The sequence below is a fragment of the Thermodesulfovibrionia bacterium genome (assembly GCA_030646035.1).
GTDB lineage: Bacteria > Nitrospirota > Thermodesulfovibrionia > UBA6902 > UBA6902 > JACQZG01.
In genome coordinates this window covers 50,488-75,432 of sequence record JAUSMY010000036.1, presented here as the reverse complement: position 1 = coordinate 75,432, position 24,945 = coordinate 50,488, and the positions used below count along the sequence as shown (strand labels likewise).

General features: G+C 47.1%; 24 protein-coding genes. 8 read left to right on the top strand and 16 right to left on the bottom strand.

Going from position 1 to position 24,945, the window contains the following annotated elements; genetic code table 11:
• Window positions 1-9: 9 nt before the first annotated feature.
• Entirely contained in the window at window positions 10-1,440 is a 1,431-nt protein-coding gene (locus tag Q7U10_05730) for a DegQ family serine endoprotease (protein ID MDO8282112.1), read from the bottom strand.
• A 66-nt stretch (window positions 1,441-1,506) separates the two neighbouring features.
• Here Q7U10_05730 and bioA point away from each other — a divergent pair, with 66 nt between their 5' ends.
• Window positions 1,507-2,865, top strand: a complete 1,359-nt coding sequence (gene bioA / locus Q7U10_05725; protein MDO8282111.1) for an adenosylmethionine--8-amino-7-oxononanoate transaminase — start codon at window positions 1,507-1,509, stop codon at window positions 2,863-2,865.
• A gap of 9 nt (window positions 2,866-2,874) precedes the next feature.
• Here the strand turns inward: bioA and Q7U10_05720 are convergent, their stop codons facing one another.
• Window positions 2,875-3,516 carry a YkgJ family cysteine cluster protein gene (locus tag Q7U10_05720; protein MDO8282110.1) on the bottom strand — a complete coding sequence of 214 codons (642 nt, stop codon included), beginning with the start codon at window positions 3,514-3,516 and terminating at the stop codon, window positions 2,875-2,877.
• 297 nt (window positions 3,517-3,813) lie between these two features.
• On the opposite strand from Q7U10_05720, the gene Q7U10_05715 reads away from it, so the two are divergent.
• The gene (locus tag Q7U10_05715; protein MDO8282109.1) at window positions 3,814-4,179 is read left to right on the top strand and encodes a hypothetical protein; all 366 of its coding nucleotides are present in this window, start codon (window positions 3,814-3,816) and stop codon (window positions 4,177-4,179) included.
• A gap of 40 nt (window positions 4,180-4,219) precedes the next feature.
• Here the strand turns inward: Q7U10_05715 and Q7U10_05710 are convergent, their stop codons facing one another.
• The 12 genes from Q7U10_05710 to Q7U10_05655 all read right to left on the bottom strand — a co-directional run bounded on the left by Q7U10_05710 (window position 4,220) and on the right by Q7U10_05655 (window position 13,866).
• On the bottom strand, window positions 4,220-4,885 hold the full coding sequence (locus Q7U10_05710) for a hypothetical protein (GenBank protein MDO8282108.1): 666 nt from the start codon (window positions 4,883-4,885) through the stop codon (window positions 4,220-4,222).
• Window positions 4,886-4,918: 33 nt separating this feature from the next.
• Window positions 4,919-5,068, bottom strand: coding sequence for a cbb3-type cytochrome oxidase assembly protein CcoS (gene ccoS / locus Q7U10_05705; GenBank protein MDO8282107.1), 150 nt, complete (start codon window positions 5,066-5,068; stop codon window positions 4,919-4,921).
• A 2-nt stretch (window positions 5,069-5,070) separates the two neighbouring features.
• Window positions 5,071-7,500 (bottom strand): heavy metal translocating P-type ATPase, encoded by a 2,430-nt coding sequence (locus tag Q7U10_05700; protein MDO8282106.1) that lies wholly within the window; start codon window positions 7,498-7,500, stop codon window positions 5,071-5,073.
• Window positions 7,487-8,179, bottom strand: coding sequence for a sulfite exporter TauE/SafE family protein (locus tag Q7U10_05695; GenBank protein MDO8282105.1), 693 nt, complete (start codon window positions 8,177-8,179; stop codon window positions 7,487-7,489). Before Q7U10_05695 ends, Q7U10_05700 begins: the two co-directional genes overlap by 14 nt.
• A gap of 1 nt (window position 8,180) precedes the next feature.
• Window positions 8,181-8,630, bottom strand: a complete 450-nt coding sequence (locus Q7U10_05690; GenBank protein ID MDO8282104.1) for a FixH family protein — start codon at window positions 8,628-8,630, stop codon at window positions 8,181-8,183.
• Entirely contained in the window at window positions 8,631-9,842 is a 1,212-nt protein-coding gene (locus tag Q7U10_05685) for a FixG Ig-like domain-containing protein (protein MDO8282103.1), read from the bottom strand. It lies immediately after the preceding gene.
• Window positions 9,829-9,972 (bottom strand): cbb3-type cytochrome c oxidase subunit 3, encoded by a 144-nt coding sequence (locus Q7U10_05680; protein ID MDO8282102.1) that lies wholly within the window; start codon window positions 9,970-9,972, stop codon window positions 9,829-9,831. Before Q7U10_05680 ends, Q7U10_05685 begins: the two co-directional genes overlap by 14 nt.
• Before the next feature lie 117 nt (window positions 9,973-10,089).
• A complete protein-coding gene (locus Q7U10_05675) occupies window positions 10,090-10,710 on the bottom strand; it encodes a peroxiredoxin (GenBank protein MDO8282101.1) in 621 nt (206 codons plus the stop codon).
• A gap of 39 nt (window positions 10,711-10,749) precedes the next feature.
• Window positions 10,750-10,935 (bottom strand): cbb3-type cytochrome c oxidase N-terminal domain-containing protein, encoded by a 186-nt coding sequence (locus Q7U10_05670; protein MDO8282100.1) that lies wholly within the window; start codon window positions 10,933-10,935, stop codon window positions 10,750-10,752.
• 11 nt (window positions 10,936-10,946) lie between these two features.
• Window positions 10,947-11,882, bottom strand: a complete 936-nt coding sequence (locus Q7U10_05665; GenBank protein ID MDO8282099.1) for a cbb3-type cytochrome c oxidase subunit II — start codon at window positions 11,880-11,882, stop codon at window positions 10,947-10,949.
• Entirely contained in the window at window positions 11,882-13,291 is a 1,410-nt protein-coding gene (locus tag Q7U10_05660; protein ID MDO8282098.1) for a cbb3-type cytochrome c oxidase subunit I, read from the bottom strand. Before Q7U10_05660 ends, Q7U10_05665 begins: the two co-directional genes overlap by 1 nt.
• Before the next feature lie 167 nt (window positions 13,292-13,458).
• Window positions 13,459-13,866, bottom strand: coding sequence for an Rrf2 family transcriptional regulator (locus tag Q7U10_05655; protein MDO8282097.1), 408 nt, complete (start codon window positions 13,864-13,866; stop codon window positions 13,459-13,461).
• 106 nt (window positions 13,867-13,972) lie between these two features.
• On the opposite strand from Q7U10_05655, the gene Q7U10_05650 reads away from it, so the two are divergent.
• Window positions 13,973-14,803 carry a hypothetical protein gene (locus tag Q7U10_05650; protein ID MDO8282096.1) on the top strand — a complete coding sequence of 277 codons (831 nt, stop codon included), beginning with the start codon at window positions 13,973-13,975 and terminating at the stop codon, window positions 14,801-14,803.
• Between the two features lie 31 nt (window positions 14,804-14,834).
• On the opposite strand, the gene Q7U10_05645 is transcribed toward Q7U10_05650, so the two are convergent.
• Window positions 14,835-16,451 carry a phosphomannomutase gene (locus Q7U10_05645; protein ID MDO8282095.1) on the bottom strand — a complete coding sequence of 539 codons (1,617 nt, stop codon included), beginning with the start codon at window positions 16,449-16,451 and terminating at the stop codon, window positions 14,835-14,837.
• Window positions 16,452-16,623: 172 nt separating this feature from the next.
• On the opposite strand from Q7U10_05645, the gene Q7U10_05640 reads away from it, so the two are divergent.
• From Q7U10_05640 to Q7U10_05625, 4 genes are all read left to right on the top strand, one after another.
• Window positions 16,624-17,751 carry a glutamate synthase gene (locus Q7U10_05640; protein MDO8282094.1) on the top strand — a complete coding sequence of 376 codons (1,128 nt, stop codon included), beginning with the start codon at window positions 16,624-16,626 and terminating at the stop codon, window positions 17,749-17,751.
• Window positions 17,712-19,373, top strand: coding sequence for a glutamate synthase-related protein (locus Q7U10_05635; protein MDO8282093.1), 1,662 nt, complete (start codon window positions 17,712-17,714; stop codon window positions 19,371-19,373). Before Q7U10_05640 ends, Q7U10_05635 begins: the two co-directional genes overlap by 40 nt.
• Before the next feature lie 2 nt (window positions 19,374-19,375).
• Entirely contained in the window at window positions 19,376-21,712 is a 2,337-nt protein-coding gene (locus Q7U10_05630; protein ID MDO8282092.1) for an FAD-dependent oxidoreductase, read from the top strand.
• A gap of 203 nt (window positions 21,713-21,915) precedes the next feature.
• Entirely contained in the window at window positions 21,916-22,068 is a 153-nt protein-coding gene (locus Q7U10_05625) for a hypothetical protein (protein MDO8282091.1), read from the top strand.
• On the opposite strand, the gene Q7U10_05620 is transcribed toward Q7U10_05625, so the two are convergent.
• The gene (locus tag Q7U10_05620; GenBank protein MDO8282090.1) at window positions 22,065-23,198 is read right to left on the bottom strand and encodes a VanZ family protein; all 1,134 of its coding nucleotides are present in this window, start codon (window positions 23,196-23,198) and stop codon (window positions 22,065-22,067) included. The genes Q7U10_05625 and Q7U10_05620 overlap by 4 nt on opposite strands.
• 192 nt (window positions 23,199-23,390) lie before the next feature.
• Between Q7U10_05620 and Q7U10_05615 the strand changes: the two genes are divergently transcribed.
• Window positions 23,391-24,914 carry a sigma 54-interacting transcriptional regulator gene (locus Q7U10_05615; GenBank protein MDO8282089.1) on the top strand — a complete coding sequence of 508 codons (1,524 nt, stop codon included), beginning with the start codon at window positions 23,391-23,393 and terminating at the stop codon, window positions 24,912-24,914.
• Window positions 24,915-24,945 lie beyond the last annotated feature (31 nt).

Sequence of the window (24,945 nt, the reverse complement as noted above, 5' to 3'; positions counted from 1 at the left end):
CACCCCTTTTTAAGAAAACATTTTCAACGTAATATAAAATTTGTTTTCGCCCCTGTTAATAAAGAGGAGGACCGTGTCGCCTCCGCGTATATGAGATACCGCCTTATTAAAATCATTTACATTATTTATCCTGGCCTTATTGACCTCCTGTATAAGGTCCCCCTTCTTAAGCCCTGCCTCATCAGCCGCACTGTCAGGCTCCACAGATTCGATCACTACGCCATACACATCTCCGGGAAGACCGAGCTGTTTGGCAGTATCGCTGTTGATATCCATAACAGAAAATCCCGCAAGGGCGTTCTTCTCGGTGCCGCGCCTCTCCTGCCTGCTGTCGCTCCTTGACTCGGCGCTGTCCTGTGCAAGCTCCGCAACAGTCAGATTAAGTGAGATTGACTTTGTATCGCGCAAAACATTTAATGCTATCCTGCTTCCTACCCTGCTCTGCGCGATAAAATTTCTCAGCTGCTCCACATCATCAACACCCTTTTTATTAACCTCAAGGATTATATCTCCCCTCTTCAGCCCGGACTTTTCAGCCGGACTGTTGTCAATGATCTCCGTCACAAGAGCGCCTTCCGGCTTCTTTAAGCCGAACGTCTTGGCAAGTTCGGGAGTCACCTGCTGTATCGCTACCCCGGCCCATCCCCTTGTGACCTTCCCCTCTTTTATGAGCTGGGTCATGACCGATCTCGCCATGTTGCTCGGCACTGCAAAGCCGATGCCCTGATTACCGCCTGTCTTTGAAATGATCGCGGTATTAACACCTATAAGTTCACCTTTGACATTTACAAGCGGGCCGCCGGAATTGCCGGGGTTGATAGAAGCATCCGTCTGGATAAAATCCTCATAATCAGCTATGCCGACGCTCGCCCTGCCTAACGCGCTTACTATTCCCATAGTTACAGTGTGGCTCAGGCCGAAGGGGTTGCCGAAAGCAAGAACGAATTCACCCACATCAAGCTTGTCTGAATCACCCCAGTTAATGGCAGGCAGGTCTTTTGCCTTGATCTTGATAATGGCGATATCGGTCTTGGGATCCGAACCTATGACCTTACCTTTATAGTCCTGTTTGTCAAAGAGGGTCACCTTGATCTCTTCAGCCTTCTCAATGACATGATTATTGGTGATGATATAGCCGTCAGCAGATACGATTACTCCTGAACCAAGGCTCTCTTCCTTCCATTTTTTAGTGTTGCGGAGCTGTCCGAATAAGTCGCCCAAACCTACAACCTTTGTTGTCGATATGTTTACAACAGTAGGGCTTACCATCCTTGCCACATCGGAAAAAGCTGAACCCTCGCCCTTCAGTCCCGGCGGAGCCTGAAAATTATATATGTATGGCGATTGCGCCTTCTCTTTTGTGAATATATCGAGCCTGGTGCCTGCTAAATAACCAACTGCCAATGCTATAATAAAAATCAGTACGGTTTTCTTATTCATATTCTCAGATCATACTCCTGTTCTTTCGAATTTATAGTAATAATTATAACAGATGGCCATAAGATAATGAGTATAAGCGCAACTAAAAGACGCCTTGAACGGCTTGATAAAAAACACCTCTGGCATCCCTTCACCCAGATGAAGGAGTGGAATGATGAAGAGCCTTTGATCATAACAGAAGGAAGGGGTTCGTTCCTCAAAGACATCAACGGCAGATGGTTTCTCGACGGGGTTTCCTCAATCTGGGTCACAGTACACGGACATGGTAAGAAAGAGATAAACGATGCCATTAAGGCGCAGGTTGATAAGATAAGCCACTCAACCCTCCTCGGCCTCACACACCCGCCTGCAATAGAGCTTGCGGAAAAGCTTGTAAATATCGCGCCGAAAGGCCTTGCCAGGGTCTTTTATTCAGACAGCGGTTCTACTGCCGTAGAGATAGGGCTGAAGATGGCATACCAGTACTGGCAGCTTAACGGCGTTAAAGAGAAGACGAAATTCCTTTCTCTGAAAAACTCATATCATGGCGATACAGTTGGCGCGGTAAGCGTTGGCGGCATTGATATCTTTCATAAGATATTTGCTCCTCTGCTCTTCAAATCATTTAAAGCCCCTTCGCCTTACTGTTACAGGTGTGAGCTTAAGAAAGAATATCCATCATGCGGGCTTCAGTGCCTGAAAGAGATGGAGAAGGTTTTAAGCAAAAATCATAAGAAGATAGCCGGCCTGATAATCGAGCCGCTTGTCCAAGGGGCCGGAGGCATGATCGTGTCACCTCCGGGATATCTGAAAGGCGTCAGAAGGCTTTGCACTAAATATAAGGTCTTATTGATAGCTGATGAGGTGGCGACAGGTTTTGGAAGAACAGGGAAGATGTTTGCCTGCGAACATGAGAGTGTGAATCCTGATATCCTATGCGTTGCAAAAGGCATAACAGGCGGCTACCTTCCTCTTGCTGCAACTTTGACAACTAAAAAAATATATGAGGCGTTTCTCGGCGAGTATAAAGACCTCAAGACCTTCTTTCACGGCCATACATATACCGGAAACCAGTTAGCCTCTGCCGCCGCGATTGCAAATATCGATCTTTTCAAAAAAGAGAAGACACTTCAGAAGATGCAGGCGAAGATAGCGCTGTTAAAAAAGGAACTCGCCAAGATCGCTGAACTTCCGCACGTTGGCGATGTAAGGCAGATGGGTTTTATGGTCGGGATCGAACTTGTAAAGAACAAAAATAAGAAAACATCTTTTGCATTGGAAGATAAGATGGGCTGGAAGGTCTGCGAAAAAGCAAAAGAGAAAGGCCTTATCATAAGGCCGCTTGGAAATGTCATTGTCCTTATGCCGCACCTGAGTGTTTCAAAAGAAGAGCTGAAGCAGATAACCGGTAAGACTGCTGAGGCGATAAAGGAAGTGGCGGGATGAGAAAGCTTTTTACTTTCCGCTCTCCTTATCAAACTTCTCCATCCTCTCTCCAAGCAGCTTCCAGTTGCACTCCTGTAAAACCCTGACCGTCCTGTTCATGTCGCCCCGCTCAACCGCCTTTATCCTCTCGGCCTCTTTTTCAACTCCGTGAAATGGAAGCATGATGAAGAAAGCCTGGTCAACATATTTCTTTGCCAAAGGGAGCACATCTTTGTTTCTTGTGTAGTAAGGGTCTTCGCCTTCTTCACACTGTTTCCCGAATACTGTGAACTGCCTGCACGCCATCGGCCTCATGGAATGTATCGGACATGCTCCTTGAATCAGAAAGGGGCACTGGTCACTTCTTGTATATTCTTTAAGCTGTTTTTTTAGAATATCCCGGATATCTCCCGTCATCTTTTCCGCGATATACCATGAGATTCCCATAAGCTCAAGCGGATATATGGGTATGTCCCTGAGCGTTCTGCAGCAGTTGGAGCATCCTTGCGTACACGCCAACACCTTCCCGTTCTTCTCCTCAGTTTCAATCGCTTTTGCAATACCTTTGTCAACGATGTGATAAGCATCAAGGAGCATGGAGAGCCATGGAAGCTTCTTCTCTTCATCAAATGTCAGCCGCTTTGTCTTTATCGTTGTTTTTTTTCTGCTCATGATTTTAACCAGATTAGTAATTAGTATAATATTTTTATCATGCGATACATTATTCTCTGTGTCCTCTGGATGATGAATTAGACGATAATTACAGGGAATATAAGAAAAATTGCCAATGTTTTTACTAAAATTATTATATTAATTAATTTTTGCATGATGCAACAAAAATTCTCTTTATTTACAGCATGTTATCTAATATCACTTTTTTCTTGACAAGAATCATTCTTATCTGGTATTATTTCTAATATAGGGCATCGTATAATATAAACAGTTATAATTGATATTTGGAGGGAATAAATGATGTATACAGAACATACAGTAAGATGCAGATGCGGGAAACGCGCAGTAAGTTTCCACTTTAAAGACAATATAATGCCGCCTAAGATCATTAAAATATTGTATTGCCCGGACTGTGCAAGCGGCATAGCCTTTGATCCGATAAGCATGCTGGCATATAACGGCTGGATAATTTATTACAATATGGATGTTGCCAGTTTTTACAGGTCAAAGCTGCCAAGCAATGATATGGACAACCTGCTTCCGGAGATGCTGTTTGAAAAGGGATATGCGACATGGAACAGGCCGCTTACGGGAAAAGATAAAGATATAGACAAGATAAAAGAAAGATGTGAATGCGGCGCCCTGGTTCAAAACATAAAGTAAAAAAGGGTCACCTAGTTATATATCAGCCTCAAAGCAGCGGTCAACCTATGAGCTTTTTCAGCTCTTCTGCGTCTATCTGTATCTCATGCGCAAGATGTTCCAGCGTGGCTCCTGTATAGCTCATTACCTCTTTAAGGTAATCGATGAAGGACAACTGTTTTTCACAGCTATTGAAGTAATGCTCAAGCACAGAAGCCAGCCCTTCTGAAGGGATTCTGTATCCCTTCTTTGTCGCTTCCTTTTCACCGGTGCTTTCAGGTATGCCGATCACCGATGTCTTGCCGTCCACAATAATGAAACGCATGTTGTGGACCATAAGACAGTTGCTGTAACAGACCTCAGCGCCTGCCTTTGTATAGAGATAACCTATATGAAGCCTGTCAGGGAATTTCGGCAGAAGATACTTCACACGTACCCCTCTGCTGGTCAGCCTTTCGAGCAGAACGATGATGTCCCTTGTCATCTGTTTATCATCACCCTGCGGGATCCTGCCCGTAATACAGCCCGTAACCTCGGTCTTTGCCTCGACCATGGCATGAATTACAGTGAGAAAGTATTCCTGTCGTGAAAGCACCTTTGTTGCCCGGCTCACCTCCATAAGGAGTTTGTCCCTCTGCTTGCCCTCTTTTATGCTGTAGGCAAGAAGAATAACAGTCACAATGAGAAGAATAGACTCAAGAATAATCAGGCCTGTTTCAAGTTGCAATGCTCAACCTCCGATAAAATATTTTTAATTCTATCATTTTTCTTCATCTTTATCATCAAACATCCTGTATTTCGGCCCCTCTATATCATCATACTGCCCGCTCTTTACTGACCATATAAAAAACAACCAGGCCGCTATCCCTGTGCCGAGGCCGATTATTATAAGAAGGAAAACAGACCACATAGTCAGTTCACCTTTAATCTCATCGAATTGCCTACAACGCTTAATGAGCTGAAGGTCATTGCAGCAGCAGCCATTATCGGGTGGAGCAAGCCTGCTGTCGCAAGCGGGATGGCCGCTATATTGTAAACAAATGCCCAGAAGAGGTTTTGTTTAATAACGCTGTAAGTCCTGCCGGATAATTTTAAAGCCTCAGGAATCAGCCTGAGGTCGTTCCTCATAATCACCATGTCCGCGCTCTCAAGAGCTATGTCCGTTGCCCTGCCCACCGCGATCCCGACATCAGCCTGAACCAGCGCCGGAGCGTCATTTATTCCGTCGCCAGCCATTAAAACCTTTCTCCCTTCTCTCTGAAGCCCTTTTATGATTTCAGCCTTTTCTACAGGTGAAACCTCAGCCCTTATCATATCTGTCTTTAATCCTATTTTAGAGGCAACTGAGAGCGCGGTCTTCCTGTTATCGCCTGTCATCATCATGACATCATATCCACTCTCTATCAAGTTTCTTATAACTTCGCCTGCTTCTTTTCTGATACTGTCAGCGATCACGAATATGCCGGCGAGCCTTTTATCATATGAGAGATAAACAACTGTTGAACCGGACATCTCTTCAAAATCAGCCTGTAAAAACAACTCCGGCCCGAGTTCATCCTCAACGCCCTTGAATATACCTTCAGCCTCAATAAAGTTCCTATTGCCGACAAGGACATCCTTCCCGTCTATCTTGCCCTTTATGCCATTTCCAGGCTCTGCCTTGAATTCAGATACGGTCAAAGGCTGAACTTCCGAGGCATCGACTATCGCTTTGGAAATTGAATGCTCTGAAAGCCTTTCAAGCGATGACGCAAGGCGCAATGCATCTTCATCTGAACATCCTATCCCTTTATATGACTTCAGCAGCGGCCTTCCCTCTGTGACCGTCCCGGTCTTATCCAGGACAACCGTATCAATGCCCTTTGACCTCTCAATGATATCGCCGCCTTTTATGAGTATGCCCTTTGATGCGCCGCTTGTTGTGCCGATAAGTATGGCAAGAGGGGTGGCAAGCCCGAGAGCGCACGGGCATGCGATGACAAGTACAGAGACAGCGTTCATTACAGCATTGGTCAGGTCGCCGCTGTATACCCACCATCCCAGCCCGGTCACAAAGCCCAGAAAAAGAACAGCCGGAACAAAGACGCCCACCGCCCTGTCAGCCAGCGCCTGTACCGGAGCGCGCCTTGCCTGCGCGTCCTCAACCGTCTTTATGATCTGTGAAAAGACCGTATCTTCACCTGTTCTGCTCACCTTAAAGATAAAGCTGCCGTAAAGGTTCTGTGTTCCGCAGAAGACCTCACTGCCTTCTGCTTTTGAGACAGGCATTGACTCACCTGTCAGCATGGACTCATCTATCTCTGACCTGCCGTTAAGGATTACTCCGTCAAGAGGGATCCTCTCCCCGGGTTTGACCTGAATCCAGTCGTCTGTTTTAATGGAAGAGATTGAAACCATTTCAGATAACTCTGAACCCTGTTTTATTATGCGCCTTGCCTCTTTGGGATTAAGCGAAAGAAGCCTTGTGATCACATTAGATGCCCTGCCTTTTGCGCCTGTCTCTATGTATCTGCCGAGGAGAATCAAGGTCACTATCATCGCTGCGGTATCAAAATATACCTCCCCGCCCGCGTATATCTGATACGCGCTGAAGAGATATGCCGAACCTGCTCCTGTGGCAATGAGCACGTCCATGTTAAAACTGAGGTTCCTTAACCCACTTATGGATCCTTTCAAAATAGGCCAGCCGGAATAGAAGAGAACAGGGGTTGTCAGCAGAAGGGATATTATCTGAAACGCACCCCTAGTCCTGTCACCGATGCCCTGAAAATATCCGGCATAAAGCGCGACAGAGAACATCATCAACTGCATTGAAAAGAATGCCGCAGTGCCGAACCTCATTAGAAGATCCCTGCGTTCTTTCCTGAGCTCACTCTCATACGCCTCTGCATCAAAAGGTTTTGGGATATAGCCTATTGATATGATGCGTTCAAGTATCTCATTAATGCCCGCTATTTCAGGGGCCCATCTTATCTTTGCCCTGTGGGTCGCGTAATTAGCCCTGCAATATGTAACACCTTTCTTCTTGAGCAGCGCCCTTTCGATCAGCCAGATGCATGAGGCGCAGCGGATACCGTCAATGACTATGTCTATCTCATCCTCATCGCCGGACCTTCTTATCTTCCCTGCAAAGGCGGAAGGCTCTATCTTTACCTCTTGAGCCGGGCCGGGTACCCATGAGGAACCCCTTTTGTCATAAAAAGCATCAAGCCCCTCATCATTTATCAGCCTGTAAACGCCCCTGCAACCGTAACAGCAGAAGGCCTTCTTCCTGCCGTTCACCTCATCAAAGACAGCCTTGCTCCCCTGAAACTCAAGCAGGCAGTGGTCACATGTGAGCATGATGCCTGAACCCCCTTAACAGAAAGAGTATCCCCATAATTATCACTGTGACGCCTGCTGCCTTATAAAAAAGGCCCCTCAGCTTTGAACTGATGAAGGAGGCTGCTATGCCGAAGATGACAAGTGACGGCATCGTGCCGAGGCCGAAGAGAAACGAAAGCAGCATGCCTGAGGCTGTGCTACCCGTGCCTGCGGAAGCAGCAAACGCAGCCATGGAAAAACCGCAGGGCAGAAGGCCGAAGAGCAGGCCGAGAGGAAAGTACTTCATGAGAGAGCCTCTCTTTAAAAGACCCTTCCCCTTCTTCAGTATGAAAACATTATGCCTTTCAAACCATGCCATATTTCCGGGAAGGCCGAGAATGCTCACACCCATAAGGATCATGGTCAGCCCTGCTGTTACAGCTATCGCGTTCCGGATGCCTGAGAGTTGTCCGGCGATGTTAAGAAGAGAGCCTGCAAAGCCCATTGCTCCGCCGATGAGTGTGTAAGTCATAATGCGTCCGGCATTATAAAGCAGATGCGGAAGGAGAAGGCTCATGAAAAAAGGGCGTTCGATATCAGTCTTGCCGCTGATGGAATAAGACGCGACTATCGGCCCGCACATGCCTATGCAATGGCCGAAACCTCCTAACAATCCGGTTGTAAAGATCAGAAGATAATCCGCATTCATGTCAATCATATCAACCCTTCTCCACAAATACTCTCTTTTCGAATATGACCTTATCAGTACTTTTTATCACGTCAGCTTTTATATCCCAGTATCCGTAAAGCGGGAATTCGATATCCAGCCTGAATGTTCCTTCCTTAACCTTCACCAGCTCATAACGACTGTCATATGATGATGTTGACGGCCTGCTGAGCATGACGGATACGGATGAAGCGTCAAGAGGGCTGCCGTCCTTCTCAACAAGTGTGATGGTGATATTGTTTTCACCGGCTGTAAGCTTATCCCCATGCATATCAAAACCCCAGCCAAGCTCAGACTTAATCTTTCGGACTTCATCCCACCTGAGGCCTTCTTCATAAGGGTTGCTTGTTACTGTGCCGTCAAAACTTTCAATGCCTACAAAAATAGCTCCTGCAACAGCAAGCATGGCGAAGATGGCGGAAACAATTATTATCGTCTTCATCTATTCCCCTGAAAAAATAAAATTTGCCGTTCTTGTCAGTCTAAATTCACTCTCTTCTGCAGGAGCTACGGATATGTCAATCGTCTGCGGCAATCTCTCTTTCATATCTCCGGCAACAGTAACATAGGCCGGAATTTTTTTTATCTCGCCTGCCTTGATAAAAATATCCTCTTCAGGAACGATCCTGATCCTGCCTGCAAAACCGGCTGCCATTACTTTAAAAGCCTTATCAACCATTCCCCTGTTCTTTATCGAGAGGATATATGAGTTTGTCATCATGCCGTCCGCTGTTGCCCTGGGATGAAAAGAGTAATTCGGCAGCACAGTGAGGTCATAAGGCAGGCGCGTGAATAAGAGATAGCAAACAAAGAGAAGAGAGAGGAGCGTTGCTGCTCCAAACATGACGGTATTCTTGCGGAGAAGATTCCCTGTCCCGCCCGGCAGCCCCCGGCAGTAATCTATCAGCGTCTCCTTTTGCTTCTTCCCCATGATATCCCTGCACTCGTCTATGCATTTTGCGCAATGTATGCACGCCCTGTTTTCGCCTTGCCTTATATCAATGCCTACAGGGCAGGCCCGCACGCATGCCTTACAGTCAATGCATTCTTCTTTTCTCCGCGGGTCAAAAGCGACGGTCAGGGTGCTTTCGTCAAAGAGCGCTCCCTGGAGCATCGAGTAAGGGCATACGGTAGCGCAGAACCTCTGCCTCAAAAAAGAGAGATCCAGAAATATTATCAATGAAAGCGTTACCCAGAACGCCCATACGACGCTGCCGAGATGCCGGCCGGCCAATGCCGGGAAAAAGTCATAAGGCGATACAAAATACCAGATGAGGTTCGCGCCAACTGCCAGACTCAGAACAAAGACCGCAGCATATGAAATGATCCTCTGATAAAAGCCCTTGCCTGAATATCTCTCAACAGAAGCGGTAATGTCAGACAGCACGGTCTGCGGGCAGGCCCAACCGCACCAGATCCTGCCGAATAACAGAGTCATAGAGATGAACAGGAAGCTCAGGAAGATGATCCCGATAAGCACGATGAAGAACTCCTCCATCCATATGCTTGTGCCGAAAAAGTGAAGCTGAAGCGCCGGGATATCAAATCTCAGGGCGCTTTCGCCTTTTATTTTAAGAAAGGGAAGGCTGACAACGACCGCTGCTCCAAAGAATGCCGCTAACCTGCGCCATTGCTGTAAGTTACCGGTCGTCATCAAGCATTCTGAACTTTGGTTCCTCTATCTTCTTCTGCCTCTTCTTCGAATAATAATAGACGATTATCACTCCGAAGATAATGACCATTGAAAGGCCGAATAAAAAATATGCCGCAGTCTGCATGTTCATATAAGCTACCTGCCGCCTTTCCTGGCTATCAAATAAAGGATCAATATCCCGATTGCGGCTATAGTTGTAAAGCCGATTGTTGCCATGACCGATATATCCATCACATGCCTCCTTTGCTTATTCCTTCAACGCCTCGAAGACCCTTCCGACCAACTGCGCGGAAGGTTTCAACGTCTTGTCGCCTTTGTCCTTCCACTTTGCCGGGCATCCTTCGGCAGAATGTTTTGCAAGGTGAAGATTTGCCTTGAACTTTCTCAGCAGTTCCTCTACATTCCTGCCCATATTAAAGTAATTTATTTCAGCGTTAAGGAGCTTGCCTTCAGGGCTAATGATAAAAGTGCCTCTCAGTGAAAGGCCTGTTGCCTCGTCATAGACACCGAACATCTTTGCAAGCTTTCCCGTGACGTCAGAGCCCATCGGATATTTCACATCCTTAAGCATCTTCTCATCTCTCTGCCATGCAAGATGGACGAACTTTGTGTCCCTGCTTACAGTAATTACCTCAGCGCCCATCTTTTTGAACCTGTCCTGCTGCTCTGCCAGAGCAGCGAATTCCGTAGCTCAGACAAAGGTAAAGTCAGCCGGATAAAATACCAGTATCGTCCACTTCTTGTTCTTCTTCAGTGTTTCAAGGCTGATCTCTCCAAAGTCTCCTTTTGACGGCTCAAAAGTCTCCAATTTAAAGTCCGGCACTGTTGCGCCAATATTACAACCTAAACATACACAATCTTCTGACATGATCATTACCTCCTGTTAATTTTAATTCAAATATTTCTTTCACTTTCCTGCTGACTCCTCATAATCCTTTGCCTGGCTCCACCCGCTGATCTCAGGGGTATACGCTGCAAAATAAAAGATGCCCCATATTATCAGTCCCCAAAAAAGTATAAGCCAGCCGACAGGGAGCTTATGCGCGGTATCCTTTGCCTCAAAGGCCTTTATATCATCATATTCCTCTGCCATGGCTCCTCCTTTTACTTATGCTGTAAAGACCTTATATATGAGATCACAGACCATATCTCATCCCTGCTCATCACATCACTGAACTCAGGCATGCCGCCCTTTTCAGCCCGCCCCTCATCCATCTCACCCTCTTCAGTCCCGTCATTGATAAGATGAAAGTAAACACTATCATTAAGGTCTCCCTCCACATACAAAAACATATCGTCAATGAGGCTCGGCCCTATGTCGCCCTCGCCCGCAACACCGTGGCACATGGCGCAGTTATCATCAAAAAGTTTCTTGCCTGCCGCTATCGCGCCTGCATCTCCGGCAACAGGATTTATAAGCTCCTCTTCCGTTACTGCGGATTTTGGTTTGGCAATCGCCGGCTTCTTTGTGACAGCCGTGCCTATGACCTGCATATACGCGACAAGGGCGTCCATCTCGTTCTTGCCCTGAAGCACATAAATATCCTCATCAGAATAACTGAATCCAAGGGCGTCCATATGGCCCTGTAGATCAGACGGATCGAGCGCCCTCTCTTTTATCCATGCGTAAGAAGGCATGTTCGATTCTTTAAAAAAGGCCCTCGGGTCCTCAAAATGCCTGTAATGCCATGCGTCAGGATACTTCCCGCCTATCCTTGCAATGTCAGGGCCTGTCCTCTTTGACCCCCAGAGAAACGGGTAGTCATATGCGAATTCTCCGGCCTTGGAATACTCGCCGTATCTCATCACCTCTGACTTAAGCGGCCTTACCGTCTGTGTATGGCAGTTGTTGCAGCCCTCTCTCTGATATACATCCCTGCCCGCAAGCTGAAGCGGAGTGTACGGCTTGAGGTTCTCCAGTTTAGGATGCATCTGGTCGGTCATCATGGGAGCGAACATCGTAACGGCCGTTCCAGAAAGTATTACAAGCAGCGCGACTATAGAAAACATTATCGGTTTTTTATATATTTCTCCGGCCATCACCGCACCTCCCCTGCTTTTGCAGCGGCAAGGGCGTTACCCTTGCGGATAGTCATAAATACGTTATAGATAAAATAAAGCATGCCGATGGTGAATATAACTCCTGCAAAAGTCCTCATCTGCCAATACGGATAGTTCTTCGCGAGCGTCTCGACAAAGGTGTATTTTAGTGTGCCGTCAGGGTTCACAGCCTTCCATAACGCGCCCTGCTGTATGCCTGTTATCCACATTGTGACAGAGAAGAGAAGCTGTCCGACCAGGACAAAATAAAAGTGCGTATTGGCGATCTTTTCACTGTATATCTCTGTGTCATATATTTTGGGGATGATGTAATAAATGGAAGCCGCGACGGTCATGGTCACCCATCCCATAGTGCCCATATGAACATGGCCAGGAACCCAGTCAGTATAGTGTATGAGCTGACTGACAACCCTCAGAGCCTGAGTCGGCCCCTGCACGGTCTGGAGACCGTAGAATGTTATGCCTAATATAAAGAACTTTGTGAGATAGTTCGTCCTCATCTTTGACCACTCAGGAGCCACTGTGTAGAAACCATTCACAACAGAGCCCCATGACGGCGCGATAAGGAAGAGGCTGAACGCGATACCGAGCGTCTGGATCCAGTCAGGCAGGGGTGTATAAACCAGGTGATGAGACCCTACCCATAAATATCCGAATACCAGCGACCAGAAGGATATGATCGAGAGCCTGTGGCTGAATATCGGCAGCCCTGTGGACTTAGGCAGAAAGTAGTAGAACATAGCCAGAATGGGAGTTGTAAATATAAAACCAACCGCGTTATGGCCGTACCACCACTCGATATTCGCGCTGTTGATCCCGGCATATACCGAGTAGGACTTAAAGAGCCCCGCAGGCACGGCAAGGTTGTTAACTATATAGAGGACCGCAACCGCAATGACAGTGGCGATGATAAACCAGAGCGATATGTACATCTGCTCCTCTTTTCTTTTGATGACGGTGCCGAAGACATTTACCGCGAACATTACCCACAAGATAACGACTCCTATATCAAGAGGCCACTCAAGCTCAGCATATTCAAGTGACTGGTTCATGCCTGCGAATAGGCTTAAGGCGGCAAGTGTTATGGCGATATTGAACAGGTGCAGATGAAACCTCGCAAGCCGGGGAAATAGCAGGGGCCTTCGTGTAAGCCTCATCACAATGTAGTAGGAAATGCCGAATATCGCTCCGATGCCGAGGCCGAATGCGAGCCCGTTCGTATGCACCACCCTCAGCCGCCCGAAGGTGAAATAAGGCGCGATGTTCCATGAAGGCGCCCACATCTGGATGGATATCCAAAGCCCGATGAGGATGCCGACCACACCCCAGAAGATCGAAGATACGATAAATCCTTTTACCGTCTGATTATCATACTGATAATCACTCATATTGCCGCCTCCTTTTTAATGATTCATGCATGACCAATGCCTATCACTCCCGCTTGTCGGGAGTCTTGCAGCTGCAAAGATTCCGGACAAGCCGGAATGATAAAGTTACAGCATTCAATAATAATTAAGAACATATCACTCTTTAACCTGTCAAACAAGGTTGATCATCATTTTTTCCTGTTTGCGGCAAGCATCTCAAAGTTGTAGCCTTTTAAAAGATTCTCGACCCCGGCCCTTATTCCAACCCATACAGGATGGACAGAGCATGTCCTGCTGAGATCACAGAACTCCCTGTCAACAACGCACTTGTTCATCGCAACCGGCCCCTCGATCGCTTCTACGACATCCAGCAGAGTGATGTCCTTCGGCTTTCTCGCAAGCTGGAATCCGCCTTTAACACCCCTGTAGGATGTGACGATGCCCGCCTTTGAGAGTTTCTGGAGTATCTTGGCAAGAAAGCTCCTTGGAACATCCCTTATGCCGGCGATCTCATCTATCACAACAACCTCATCCGGCGTTCCGGAAAGATGTATAAGGCACCTGACCGCATAATCTGTTTCGCGTGTGATCTGCATAATCAAGAGTATTTTAGTCCCGTTTAAAGAAGATGTCAATAGGCAAGTTTAATTTTTTTCATTTATCTGCTATTATCGAGTCAACTTTGCGATTACGTAAAAAAATATGAAGACAGCATTGGCCCTCGATATTGACAGCACCCTGACCCCGCCGCGCCAGCCCATTACCGCGCAGATGGTCGATATACTTATGCGTCTTAATGTCCCTTTTTATGTAGCTGCGGGCAGCCACTTCTCACTTTTGCAGGGGCAGTTCTTTAATCCTCTCTATGTCCACAGATTCCGCGGACAGTTCGACGCCTTTGTCAGCAACGGCGCAGTTCATTATCATTGTGATTATTCAAAAGAGATGTCAATCAAACTGGTCTCAGAGTTCAATATCAGGAATTATCTCGGAGAGAACGATTATCTCCGTTTGATGGATATACTGGCTGAGACCCTGAAGATGCAGCAGTTTCAGCTTCCTGCTGATCTCATGATAGTGGATAATAGGATAGTTGACAGGGTCTCAATGATAAATCTTTGTCCTATCGGCAGGCTGGAGCATGAAGACCCGGATGCCGTGCGCAACAGGGAACAATTCGTAAGTTTCGACCAGTCATCAGGCTATAGAGAAAAGATAATGGAATATCTCAATCTTTCATTGTCATCGCTTATAAAAGAAAAGCATCTGCATATTACACTCGGCGGGCAGACCTCGTTCGATATCGGGATATCAGGTGAGGACAAGACCAAACCTGTGCGAAAGCTGCTGGAAGAAGGATTTGATAAAGTGGTATTTATCGGTGATGCATTATTTAAAGGCGGCAATGATGCAGCTGTCAATGAACTTATCGACACATGGCCCTCAGGGCCTGAATGCCCGGTGGAGGCGATTCAGACAGGTTCCTGGCTTGAGACGATAGAGATATTTAAAAAGAAGGGTTTTCTGGATTAAGATCTATTACAAAGAAATATCTTCGGGATTACTACATCCCCAACACATCTTTCGTCATCTTCTCAGCAGCTTCAAATACCGCCTTTTTTCCCGCCTCTGACCTTGCTTCAATATAGAACCTCACCTTCGGCTCAGTGCCGGACGGCCTTATCATAAGCCAGGAACCGTCATCAAAAACGAGCTTTGTACCGTCTACTGTGATGATATTTATGACGGTCTTTTTACTGCCGCCGAGATCAACTACCGTCCCCTCTTTATATCTCTCCCTGATGACTGAAAGCTTTTTTTGCAGTGCCTCTCCTGCAAGAGACGGGTCAACAGCGATGCCTGAACGGTCAGGATAGTACCAGCCGAATTCATCCATTATATCTTTAAGATAGTCACCGAGGTTTTTGCCTGTGACAGCCATCATCTCAATAGCTATGAGTATCCCGAAGAGGGCGTCTTTCTCAAGGGTATTGTTAAATCCCGTGATGCCGTCAGACTCTTCAAAACAGACTATCGCCCTCTCCTTTGCATTGCGGAGCATATACGGCCTGAAGTTCTTGAAGCCGACCTTTGTCTCTTTCACAGGGATGTTAAGTTTCTCCGCGATAGCGTTTACAAGGTTGCTTGTGCCGACTGATTTCGCGACAACACCTGATATTCCTTTATGAACATGAAGAAAGTGCAGAGCCATCGCGCCGAAATAATTCATCGGTATCTGAATATTCGGGTCTGCATAACGTATGCGGTCTCCGTCAGGATCCAAAATTGCGCCAAGCCTGAACTTGGCATCGCTTGCAGCCAGGACATTTTCCACTCCTCTCATATTCCCTGCTGAAGGTTCAGGAGCAACGCCGCCGAACAGGTAATCATCTTCTGTGCGCAGATACTTGATCTTTTCGCTCTTACCGATTATTCTTTGGATGCGTCCTCTTGTCGCACCGTGAACATTATCAATACAGATTATGCAGTCCTCTTTTGCGATGAAATCCTTTATCCTCTTTATGTCAATGGTCTTTCTCTCTGTTATGAACTTAATATAGAGTTCAGTGAGGTCTGTCTTTTCAATGCTTTCAGGCTTACGGCTTTCTATCACAGGAGATTCGGCCATCATTCCGTTGGCAATCTCTTCTATCCTTGAAGTGATCTCAGTTCCTGCCGGCCCGCCGTCAGAAGGGTTGAATTTGAATCCGCCGTAATTTGCAGGATTGTGTGAAGGTGTGAGATTGATAGAGCATGCCGCTTTAAGCATCTCTATGCCTGCGGAAAATTCAGGGGTAGTAGCCTCGCCCGCATACCATGTCCTGATGCCTTCTTTCTGAAGAAGGCCGATCACTTCCATGGCAAATTCATGCCCGAGAAAACGGTTGTCATGCCCTACGATAACGCCCATCTTCTGAATATCTTCAAAACCCGAAACTCCCATCGCCTTCATGACAGACGGGTCATTTTCCCTGAACATCCTGATGATGGCAGAAGTCACGATCCTGACATTATTGAATGTGTATTCAGTGCCTATCTCCCCTCTCCATCCTGAGGTGCCGAATACTATATCCGCAGGTTCGTTGTTCTCATAGGCGAATCTTTCTATCTCAGAGAGCAGCCCCCTGTTTTTGTTAACATCAGACAGTATTTTTTCCCAGCAAGAAGAAGCGGTTGCCATGAGACCTCCATTTTCAGTTTCTGAAAGAATTATATCATATGCGATACCGGGCATTTATACGTCTGTATTATTAATGTTCTATGGTTTGACATAAGCCGGTGTAAAGTATTAAATTATACAGCTCGACCGGCAGGCAATTATGCCTGCTAATTTTTTCTCTAAAGAAGATAAAATGTGCAGATTAGCCGCGTTAACTTCAGCTAAATACTTCTCCCCGATAGAGAACGTTATCGCCCTTGAAACCATGAAAGAGGGGCATGACGGCTCAGGAATGGGCCTTATACTCAAGGACCTAGGCGGTGATTTCAAAGACCTTAAAAGCTATCCCATCCTATCCGGTATCTGTTCAAAAGACGGCATAAGCGCTCTTGACAGCTACATGGACAAGCTGGGCTTCCGGCTTAAACATGAATGGTCGCCAAAGATCAAGCCTGTCAAAGGGATCAATAAAAGAGATCATTACTTTGCCAGGGCATATGACTACCCTGATGAATATAAAGGCAGATCTTTAGAAGAGAGAGAAAGCCTGCTCTTAAATACAAGGGTTGCGCTCAGAAAGATGGGCGAGGCTGACGAATCCATAATCGTCTTTGCATTCTATCCTGACATAATCGCATTGAAAGAGGTCGGCGACCCGATGCAGCTTAGCGAGTTCTTCGGCCTTGACAACTCATCGCTTAAGGCAAAGATCATCTTTGCGCAGGGAAGGCAGAACACCAATTACGCTATTAATTTATACGCATGCCATCCCTTCTTTATCCAAGGATACGGCACAATGACCAACGGCGAGAATACAGCATTTATCCCTATCAAAGAGTTCCTTCAGGGAAGAGGTATGCCGGGTTATATCGGTTATAACAGCGACAGCGAGGTATTTGCCCATATTCTTCATTACAGCTGTAAACATCTGGGTTACCCGCTTACTTATTACAAAGATATTATCACGCCTCTTAAGTCAGAGGAGATAGATACGAGGAAAGACAGCGAGGTCGCGAGGCTGCTTAAGATGTCCCTCAGGCCGCTCTGTATAGACGGCCCTAACTGCGTCATCGGTTTTACGCCTGACGGCACCACATTCATGGTGCAGGACGCGAAGAAGTTAAGGCCCGGCATTGTAGGCGGCAATAAAGGAAAGTTCGGACTCATGTCAGAGGAGTGCGGGCTTGACAGCGCAGTGCCAAAGAGAGACAAGTCGCTGGATGTTTTTCCAATGAAATACGATATGGTAATAATCGAGCCTGACGCAAAAGGAGTGAAGGTATGGAACCAGCTTCAAGGTTGGACAACAATCATAAGCTGACGCTGAAAGATTTTCCATATGTCGTCCGCTGGAGAGATGACAGGTGCACACGGTGCGGGAAATGCACCGCCGTATGCCCTATGTTATCCATTGAACCGTCGGTCGTTGTAAAGAGAAGCGTTCATTCCGACGGCCCGATACCGAATCCTAAGTCAGCAAGGCAGACGGTCACGGTTATTAAACAGTCTACTGACATCGACCGTTACTGCACAGGCTGCGCTACATGCTCGCTCGTATGCCCTAATGAGGCCATAGAGCCGGAGTTCAACCCTCAGCACAAATTAGCCTTTCATAAAAACAGGGGCGGCCACCCATACAGAAGGGGCGGCAGAAGAAATGACCCGCTGGTCTCAACACTTGACCGTCTTAAGTTCACAAGGATATCGATGCTCACCGACCCTGCGCTTGACGCTGGAAGACATGAGTTCAGGATAAGGACATACCTCGGAAGGATACTTCCCCCGGAAGAACTGCCGATAAAGCTGGTGAACGGGAATCTTAAATTAGATAAAAAGAGTGATACCTTCATGCCGCCGGTAAGGGAGATCTACCCTATCATGATCGGAAGCATGTCCATAGGCGCGCTCTCTCCGAATATGTGGGAAGGGCTTGCCATGGGGATCACATACCTTAATGAAGTGGAAGGCATGCCTGTTGTCATGTGCTCCGGTGAAGGCGGTATGCCTGCAAGGCTGCTCAGGTCAAGGTTCCTTAAATATTTCATACCGCAGATCGCATCAGGTTACTTCGGCTGGGATGAGATCGTAAGGGCTCTGCCGCATATGATCGAAGACCCGTGCGCGATCGAGATCAAGTACGGCCAGGGCGCAAAGCCGGGTGACGGCGGGCTCCTGATGGCGCATAAAGTGCTCAAGCTTATCTCAGAGATAAGAGGCGTCCCGATGGGTGTTGACCTTCCGTCTCCTCCGACGCATCAGACAAAATATTCAATTGAAGAAGCGGTTGCTAAGATGATCCAGTCCATGTCCATGGCATGGGGATTCAGGGTGCCGGTCTATCCAAAGATATCAGCGACACAGACTTCAAAGGCTGTTCTTAATAACCTCGTGAGAAACCCGTTTGCCGCAGCGCTTTCGCTTGACGGCGAGGACGGCGGAACAGGGGCTGCATATGATGTATCAATGAACAGCATGGGGCATCCTATAGCATCAAACCTCAGAGACTGTTATCTCGACCTTGTTAAACAGGGCAAGCAGAATGAGATCCCGCTTATAGCCTCCGGCGGTGTCGGAAAGAAAGGAAACCTTGCAGCAAATGCCGCCTCGCTCTTTATGCTCGGCGCGTCAGCTGTTTCTATAGGAAAATATATCATGCAGGCTGCGGCAGAATGCCTTGGTGATGAACAGAACCGCTGTAACGTCTGCAACATAGGCAGATGCCCCAGAGGTATTACCACTCAGGACCCGAAGCTGTACAGAAGGCTTGACCCGGACAAGGTTGCGGAGAGGGTTGTTGAGGTATTTAAATCCGTTGATATTGAACTCAAAAAGATCCTGGCTCCCATGGGTAGGAGCACAGAGCTGCCTATCGGCATGTCTGACGGCCTGAGCGCAGACGACCCTGCGATAGCAGAGAGATTAAAGATAAATTACGCGTGCTGATAATGAAAAAGATAACTATCAAAGCAAACATAAGCGGCAAGAGAACCCCTTCAAGGATACTTGAGGAAGAGATTCAGGATGCCGTAAAAGGCGGCGCCAGAAACCTTCACATAATCGCGGATGGCCAGCATGGTATCGGCGGACGCATCTGGCCTACAGGGGATACTGTAAAGATAACTGTTGAAGGCCCTGTCGGGCAAAGGCTCGGCAGCATGGGAATGTTCGGCACTGAGATCCTTGTCAAAGGCGGAACCTCTGACGACATAGGCTGGGTAAACTGCGGTGCAGATATTACAGTCCTGGGTGATGTCACAAACGGAGCGCATAACGCCTGTGCCCAGGGCAGGCTCTATGTTCAGGGCAGCGGAGGAGCGCGCTGCGACACCATGACAAAGCACAACCCGAGGTTCAATCCTCCTGAGTCATGGTACTTCAGGAATGTGGGAGATACCTTTGCAGAGTTCAAGGCAGGCGGAATATCTGTCATATGCGGAGTAAATCCCAGAAACCCCAGAAACATACTCGGCTACAGGCCCTGCGTCGGAATGGTCGGCGGAGTCGTCTACTTCCGCGGCCCGATAGACGAAAGCTACAGCAAATCTGATGTGAAACTTCTTGACCTTACAGATCAGGACTGGGAATGGCTGACTGAGAATATGAAGCCTTATCTCAAGGCCATCGACAGGAGCGATCATTATAAAGAGCTTACCGGTTCCAGAAAAGAGTGGAGAAAGTTCATACCTTTCACAGCGCAGGAGAAATCAAAAAAAGGTAAATTGAAGATGTCCCTTGTGGATTTCCGCAATAAGGTATGGGACGACGGAGTTGGCAAGGGCGGGATATTTGCCGAGTATATAACACATCCCATGACCATTCTCCCATATATTACAACAGGCGATGAAAGGCGTTATAAGCCATTATGGAACAATATGAAGTATTCTCCGCCCTGTGAATTCAGCTGCCCGAGCAACATCCCGACACAAAGGCGCACACAATTCATAAGGGAAGGAAAGCTCAAAGAAGCTATGGAGCTTGTCATGGAGTACAGCCCGCTGCCTGCAACAGTATGTGGCGAGATATGCCCGAACCTCTGTATGGAATCATGCACAAGGGCGAGGCTTGATACAGCTGTCAGCATTAAAGATCTCGGAAAGGCGAGTATCGGAGCCAAAGCTCCAAAGCCTAAGGCAAAGACCGGCAAAAAGATAGCCGTCATCGGCGGCGGCCCGGGCGGCCTCTCTGCGGCATGGCAGTTAAGGCTTAAAGGCCATGATGTGGAGATATTTGAATCAGAGAATAAGCTCGGCGGAAAGCTTGAATACTGCATACCAAGAGAACGGCTTCCGCAGAAGGTCCTCAAAAAAGAGCTTGAGAAGTTCACTGAGATAGGCATCAAGTCAAACCTCGGTGTGACAATAGATAAGAAGAAATTCATGGAGCTCTATAAGAACCATGATGCTGTAATCGTAGCCTGCGGCGCGCACAAACCGAGAAAGCTCAATGTCCCGGGAATTGAAGATATGGTAACTGCATACGATTTTCTAAAGGGAATAAACCTGGGACAACTGCCTGACCTGAAGGACAAGAAAGTGGTCATTATCGGAGCTGGAAATGTCGGCATGGATGTCGCTGCGCAGGCCTATCAATGCGGGGCAAAAGAGGTGACCGCTGTTGATGTTCAAAAGCCTGCTGCATTCGGCGAGGAGCTGAACATAGCAGAGTCTCTCGGCACCAAAATAGCATGGCCGAAGTTCACTGATAAGTATGTCAAGAAAGAGAGAAATATATATTTCAAGGATGGTTCAAGCCTTGAGGCTGACCTCGTTGTAGTCTCGATAGGCGATATGCCTGAGACAGGCTTTCTGCCGCCAAGTGTCCAGACTAATAAGAACGGGTGGGTAGAGGCTGATGAGGCAGGCTATACGTCAGATCCTAAAATATTTGCGATAGGCGATGTAACGAGCCTCGGGCTTGTCACGCACGCGATAGGACACGGCAAAAAGGCAGCTGAAGCAGTGCATGCCCTGATCTCCGGGCTATCATATAACAGACTTCTGTCGAGGCCGGTTGTTCAATACGAAAAGATAAAGGCGGCATATTACGACTTATGCAAGGGTGAACCTTTTAAACCTAAGACCGAAGCTGACCGCTGCATGTCCTGCGCAGCATGCAGGGACTGCCATATGTGCGAAGCAACCTGCTATTACGGCGCTATCAGCAGAAAAGATCTAGGCAAGGGCTTTTATGAATACGTTGTTGACAAGGACCTCTGCATAGGCTGCGGCTTCTGCGCAGGCATATGCCCCTGCGGTGTATGGGAGATGAAAGAGAATAATTAATGCTCTTTTAGGCTGGACAGTCTCTATTGCCTTGGCATTGACAAATAATTTGGCTTTTAAGTAAGATATCTCGTTCCGCGGTTTTACCGTCCTGACGTATTCTGCTTTCAATACCAATGGAAAAGGAAACATCGCAGGTAAATTTTTGCGTCTGCGACATAAGTACTGCAATTTAGAGTCTCATATAAAAGGAGGAAGTAAAAATGGCTGGAAAATCCAAGACAAATGTATCCGCGCGTGCAGGAGCAAAGAACATTTCAAAGCTCTGCAGTTTGTGCGGGAAAAAGGTGGAAGTAATTCTGTCATATTCGGCTACAGGAAAAAAGAGCATGAAGCGTCTCTGCTGCGGAAATTAATCAATCGTCTCCTGCGGCATGGAAGGATCTGCTGCAGGAGATATTTTTCTTCTGACCGCTGCAAAAAGAAGAAACCCTGATACCGCTCCGCTAAGGTCAATAAGCCAGTCATAGATCTGAGGTGTACGGTCATCAACAAAAAACTGCATAACCTCTGTAGTCCCCGCAAACATAGCTACAACTATTATGAGCATCATGTATCTGTCCATGCTGAAGCCTGCTGCCAGGCTTAAGGCAAGAATAGAGAAGAGAATAAAGTGGCCGCTCTTGTCTGCCAGGATCCATCGTTTGGTAATTTTCAGCTTTTCTTGTACAGCTATTTTATCTTTAATTTCTATGTTAGGCCGTTCCTGGCCGGTTATTTTTTTTATGGTACCTGCCGCATCCTCCTGAAACTGAAGCTTGCTGGTGCCCGGGGTCAGAGCCCCGAAAAGAATTACTGTAACTGTAAAAAAAACCACTGCTTTAAGTATCATGCCGTTACAGTCAATAACAAGAGGCGGCAATAACCATGCAAGAAAAATAAACCAAAGCACATAGATAAACTGCCAGTATTTGTATATCGGTTTTTCAACAGCCTCTCTGAGGCTGAGGTTCTTGACCCACATAGAACCGGTGACTTTGATCAGCTGCGCGATAACCCTTACCTGCTCAGCTTCAGGTTTTATCTTGAAGAGCATCTCATATCTCTTCCAGGGATTATCTCCTGTAAGGGCAACAACAACATGCGGGGCAGATATCCATTCTCTCTTGGCATCAAAGTGTGCCAAAACCAGCCCTGCCCTGTACCATTCCCTGCTGCCGGCGCTGACCGCTTCAGTCTTTAAATCTCCTGAAAGTTTAAGCAGCCTGAATCGTCCGGGTTCATCAATGCCCTGAAAAAAACTTATATTATTCTGCGGCGTTTTTGAATACAGCTTTGCAGCAGGAGGGTCTTCAAGCACAATCAGATCGTCAGGCCCGGTACGTTTCCAATGGGCAAACCCCTCTTTGAAGTCATTGTTGGCAAGCAATTCCGGCCCGACCTCTTCATAAAGGCCGATATAGTCCGCAATAAAGACCGTTAAAAAAGCAAGAATGAGAAAAAGAACGGATTTTTTAAGATATGAATTACCTTTTATAGCTCTCATTATTAAAGTTTATTCCAGTCAGTTGTTTCCATTAATAAGACAACAACTGAACTAACAATAACATACTGATCAGGTTACAAGTAAAGCGTTATCTGTCATGCTGTCGTTTTATTTCTATTTTATAAATTATAAAATTATGGCACAATAACGTAGCATGGAAACAAAATTGTCATATGGGGAGTAATTAAAAAAATGAATTCAGATTCAGACCTGATAGCGCGGAAGAATGAAGAGCTCACAGCCATACTTGAGGTGAGCAGAGTGCTTACCACTTCGTTTGACCTTGAGAAGAACCTCTCTTCTGTTATGTCCACACTTGGCGAGATGCTTGACCTTCAGCGCGGATGCGTCTTTCTGCTTGACCCTTTATCAAATGAATTGCGGATAGTCGCAGCGCACGGGCTTACAAAACAGAATATTGAGAAAGGCAAGTATCGGATAGGCGAAGGGATCGTAGGAAGGGTGCTTGAACAGAAAAGCCCCATGGTCATTTCAAATATAGGTAAGGAGCCGCTCTTTCTAAACAAGACAGGCTCAAGGCCTGAGAAGGACGGCATCTCATTTCTCTGCGTGCCGATAAAGTTCAAGAGCGAGCCTCTCGGCGTTCTGAGCGTTGACAGGATATACACAACAGAGCACGGCAATGTGGATGACGACCTCAGGGTGCTGAATATAGTGGCGTCACTCATCGCCCAGTTCATCAAGCTCAGAGAGAGCTATGAAGAAGTTGAAAAAGAGAAAGAGCACCTGAAGCGTGAGCTGAAAGGCAAATACAGCATAGCCAATGTCATAGGCGAGTCAGACCGGATGCAGGAGGTATTTGAGGCTGTTCACCGCGTATCCCCGTCCAAGGCGACCGTCCTTTTGAGAGGCGAGAGCGGAACGGGAAAAGAGCTTATCGCCAAGGCTATCCATTATATGAGCCCGAGAAGCAAAGGGCCTTTCATCAAGTTCAACTGCGCCTCCATACCTGAGGGGCTTCTTGAGTCAGAACTCTTCGGCCATGAAAAAGGCGCATTCACTGGCGCGATATCAGCAAGGAGCGGCAAGTTCGAACTTGCAAACGGCGGCACGATATTTCTTGATGAGATAGGCGACCTGCCGATCCTGCTTCAGCCCAAGATACTGCGTGTGCTTCAGGAGAGGGAGTTTGAGCGCGTAGGCGGACAGAAGACGATAAAGGTTGATATCAGGATAATTACCGCAACCAGCAGAGACCTTGAAGCCCTCGTCTCTCAGGACAGATTCAGAGAAGACCTCTACTTCAGGCTTAATGTAATACCTATCCTGCTCCCATCACTTAACCACAGAGGCGAAGACATCCCGCTTCTGATAGATTATTTCTTAAAGAAGTTCAATAAAGAGAACAACAGGTCTGTATCTTTTGATAAGAACGCGCTGCAGGTATTTCTGGAATACGGCTGGCCCGGCAATGTGAGAGAGCTTGAGAACACGATTGAGAGGCTCGTTGTTATGTCGCCAAAAGATAAGATATCCGCGTCAGACCTTCCTATATCATTAAGCCTACAACGCCCAAAGACCTCAAGAGGCGAGATGTCATTAACCACCGATTTGAAGGAGCTTGAGAAGGTGAATATCATGGACGCCCTTGAAAAGACCGGCTGGGTTCAGGCAAAAGCAGCCCGCCTCCTCGGTATTACATCAAGGCAGATCGGGTATAAGATGAAGAAGCTGGGGATAGAGGTTAAGGGGTAACACTCAAATACTATTGATATACTCCAAACAA

Excerpts from the sequence above, each read along its gene's own strand:
- Q7U10_05730 (MDO8282112.1), bottom strand. The coding sequence starts at position 1,440 with ATGAATAAGAAAACCGTACTGATTTTTATTATAGCATTGGCAGTTGGT.
- bioA (MDO8282111.1), top strand. The coding sequence starts at position 1,507 with ATGAGTATAAGCGCAACTAAAAGACGCCTTGAACGGCTTGATAAAAAA.
- Q7U10_05720 (MDO8282110.1), bottom strand. The coding sequence starts at position 3,516 with ATGAGCAGAAAAAAAACAACGATAAAGACAAAGCGGCTGACATTTGAT.
- Q7U10_05715 (MDO8282109.1), top strand. The coding sequence starts at position 3,814 with ATGATGTATACAGAACATACAGTAAGATGCAGATGCGGGAAACGCGCA.
- ccoS (MDO8282107.1), bottom strand. The coding sequence starts at position 5,068 with ATGTGGTCTGTTTTCCTTCTTATAATAATCGGCCTCGGCACAGGGATA.
- Q7U10_05700 (MDO8282106.1), bottom strand. The coding sequence starts at position 7,500 with ATGCTCACATGTGACCACTGCCTGCTTGAGTTTCAGGGGAGCAAGGCT.
- Q7U10_05695 (MDO8282105.1), bottom strand. The coding sequence starts at position 8,179 with ATGATTGACATGAATGCGGATTATCTTCTGATCTTTACAACCGGATTG.
- Q7U10_05690 (MDO8282104.1), bottom strand. The coding sequence starts at position 8,630 with ATGAAGACGATAATAATTGTTTCCGCCATCTTCGCCATGCTTGCTGTT.
- Q7U10_05685 (MDO8282103.1), bottom strand. The coding sequence starts at position 9,842 with ATGACGACCGGTAACTTACAGCAATGGCGCAGGTTAGCGGCATTCTTT.
- Q7U10_05680 (MDO8282102.1), bottom strand. The coding sequence starts at position 9,972 with ATGAACATGCAGACTGCGGCATATTTTTTATTCGGCCTTTCAATGGTC.
- Q7U10_05670 (MDO8282100.1), bottom strand. The coding sequence starts at position 10,935 with ATGGCAGAGGAATATGATGATATAAAGGCCTTTGAGGCAAAGGATACC.
- Q7U10_05665 (MDO8282099.1), bottom strand. The coding sequence starts at position 11,882 with ATGGCCGGAGAAATATATAAAAAACCGATAATGTTTTCTATAGTCGCG.
- Q7U10_05660 (MDO8282098.1), bottom strand. The coding sequence starts at position 13,291 with ATGAGTGATTATCAGTATGATAATCAGACGGTAAAAGGATTTATCGTA.
- Q7U10_05655 (MDO8282097.1), bottom strand. The coding sequence starts at position 13,866 with ATGCAGATCACACGCGAAACAGATTATGCGGTCAGGTGCCTTATACAT.
- Q7U10_05650 (MDO8282096.1), top strand. The coding sequence starts at position 13,973 with ATGAAGACAGCATTGGCCCTCGATATTGACAGCACCCTGACCCCGCCG.
- Q7U10_05645 (MDO8282095.1), bottom strand. The coding sequence starts at position 16,451 with ATGGCAACCGCTTCTTCTTGCTGGGAAAAAATACTGTCTGATGTTAAC.
- Q7U10_05640 (MDO8282094.1), top strand. The coding sequence starts at position 16,624 with ATGTGCAGATTAGCCGCGTTAACTTCAGCTAAATACTTCTCCCCGATA.
- Q7U10_05635 (MDO8282093.1), top strand. The coding sequence starts at position 17,712 with ATGGAACCAGCTTCAAGGTTGGACAACAATCATAAGCTGACGCTGAAA.
- Q7U10_05630 (MDO8282092.1), top strand. The coding sequence starts at position 19,376 with ATGAAAAAGATAACTATCAAAGCAAACATAAGCGGCAAGAGAACCCCT.
- Q7U10_05625 (MDO8282091.1), top strand. The coding sequence starts at position 21,916 with ATGGCTGGAAAATCCAAGACAAATGTATCCGCGCGTGCAGGAGCAAAG.
- Q7U10_05620 (MDO8282090.1), bottom strand. The coding sequence starts at position 23,198 with ATGAGAGCTATAAAAGGTAATTCATATCTTAAAAAATCCGTTCTTTTT.
- Q7U10_05615 (MDO8282089.1), top strand. The coding sequence starts at position 23,391 with ATGAATTCAGATTCAGACCTGATAGCGCGGAAGAATGAAGAGCTCACA.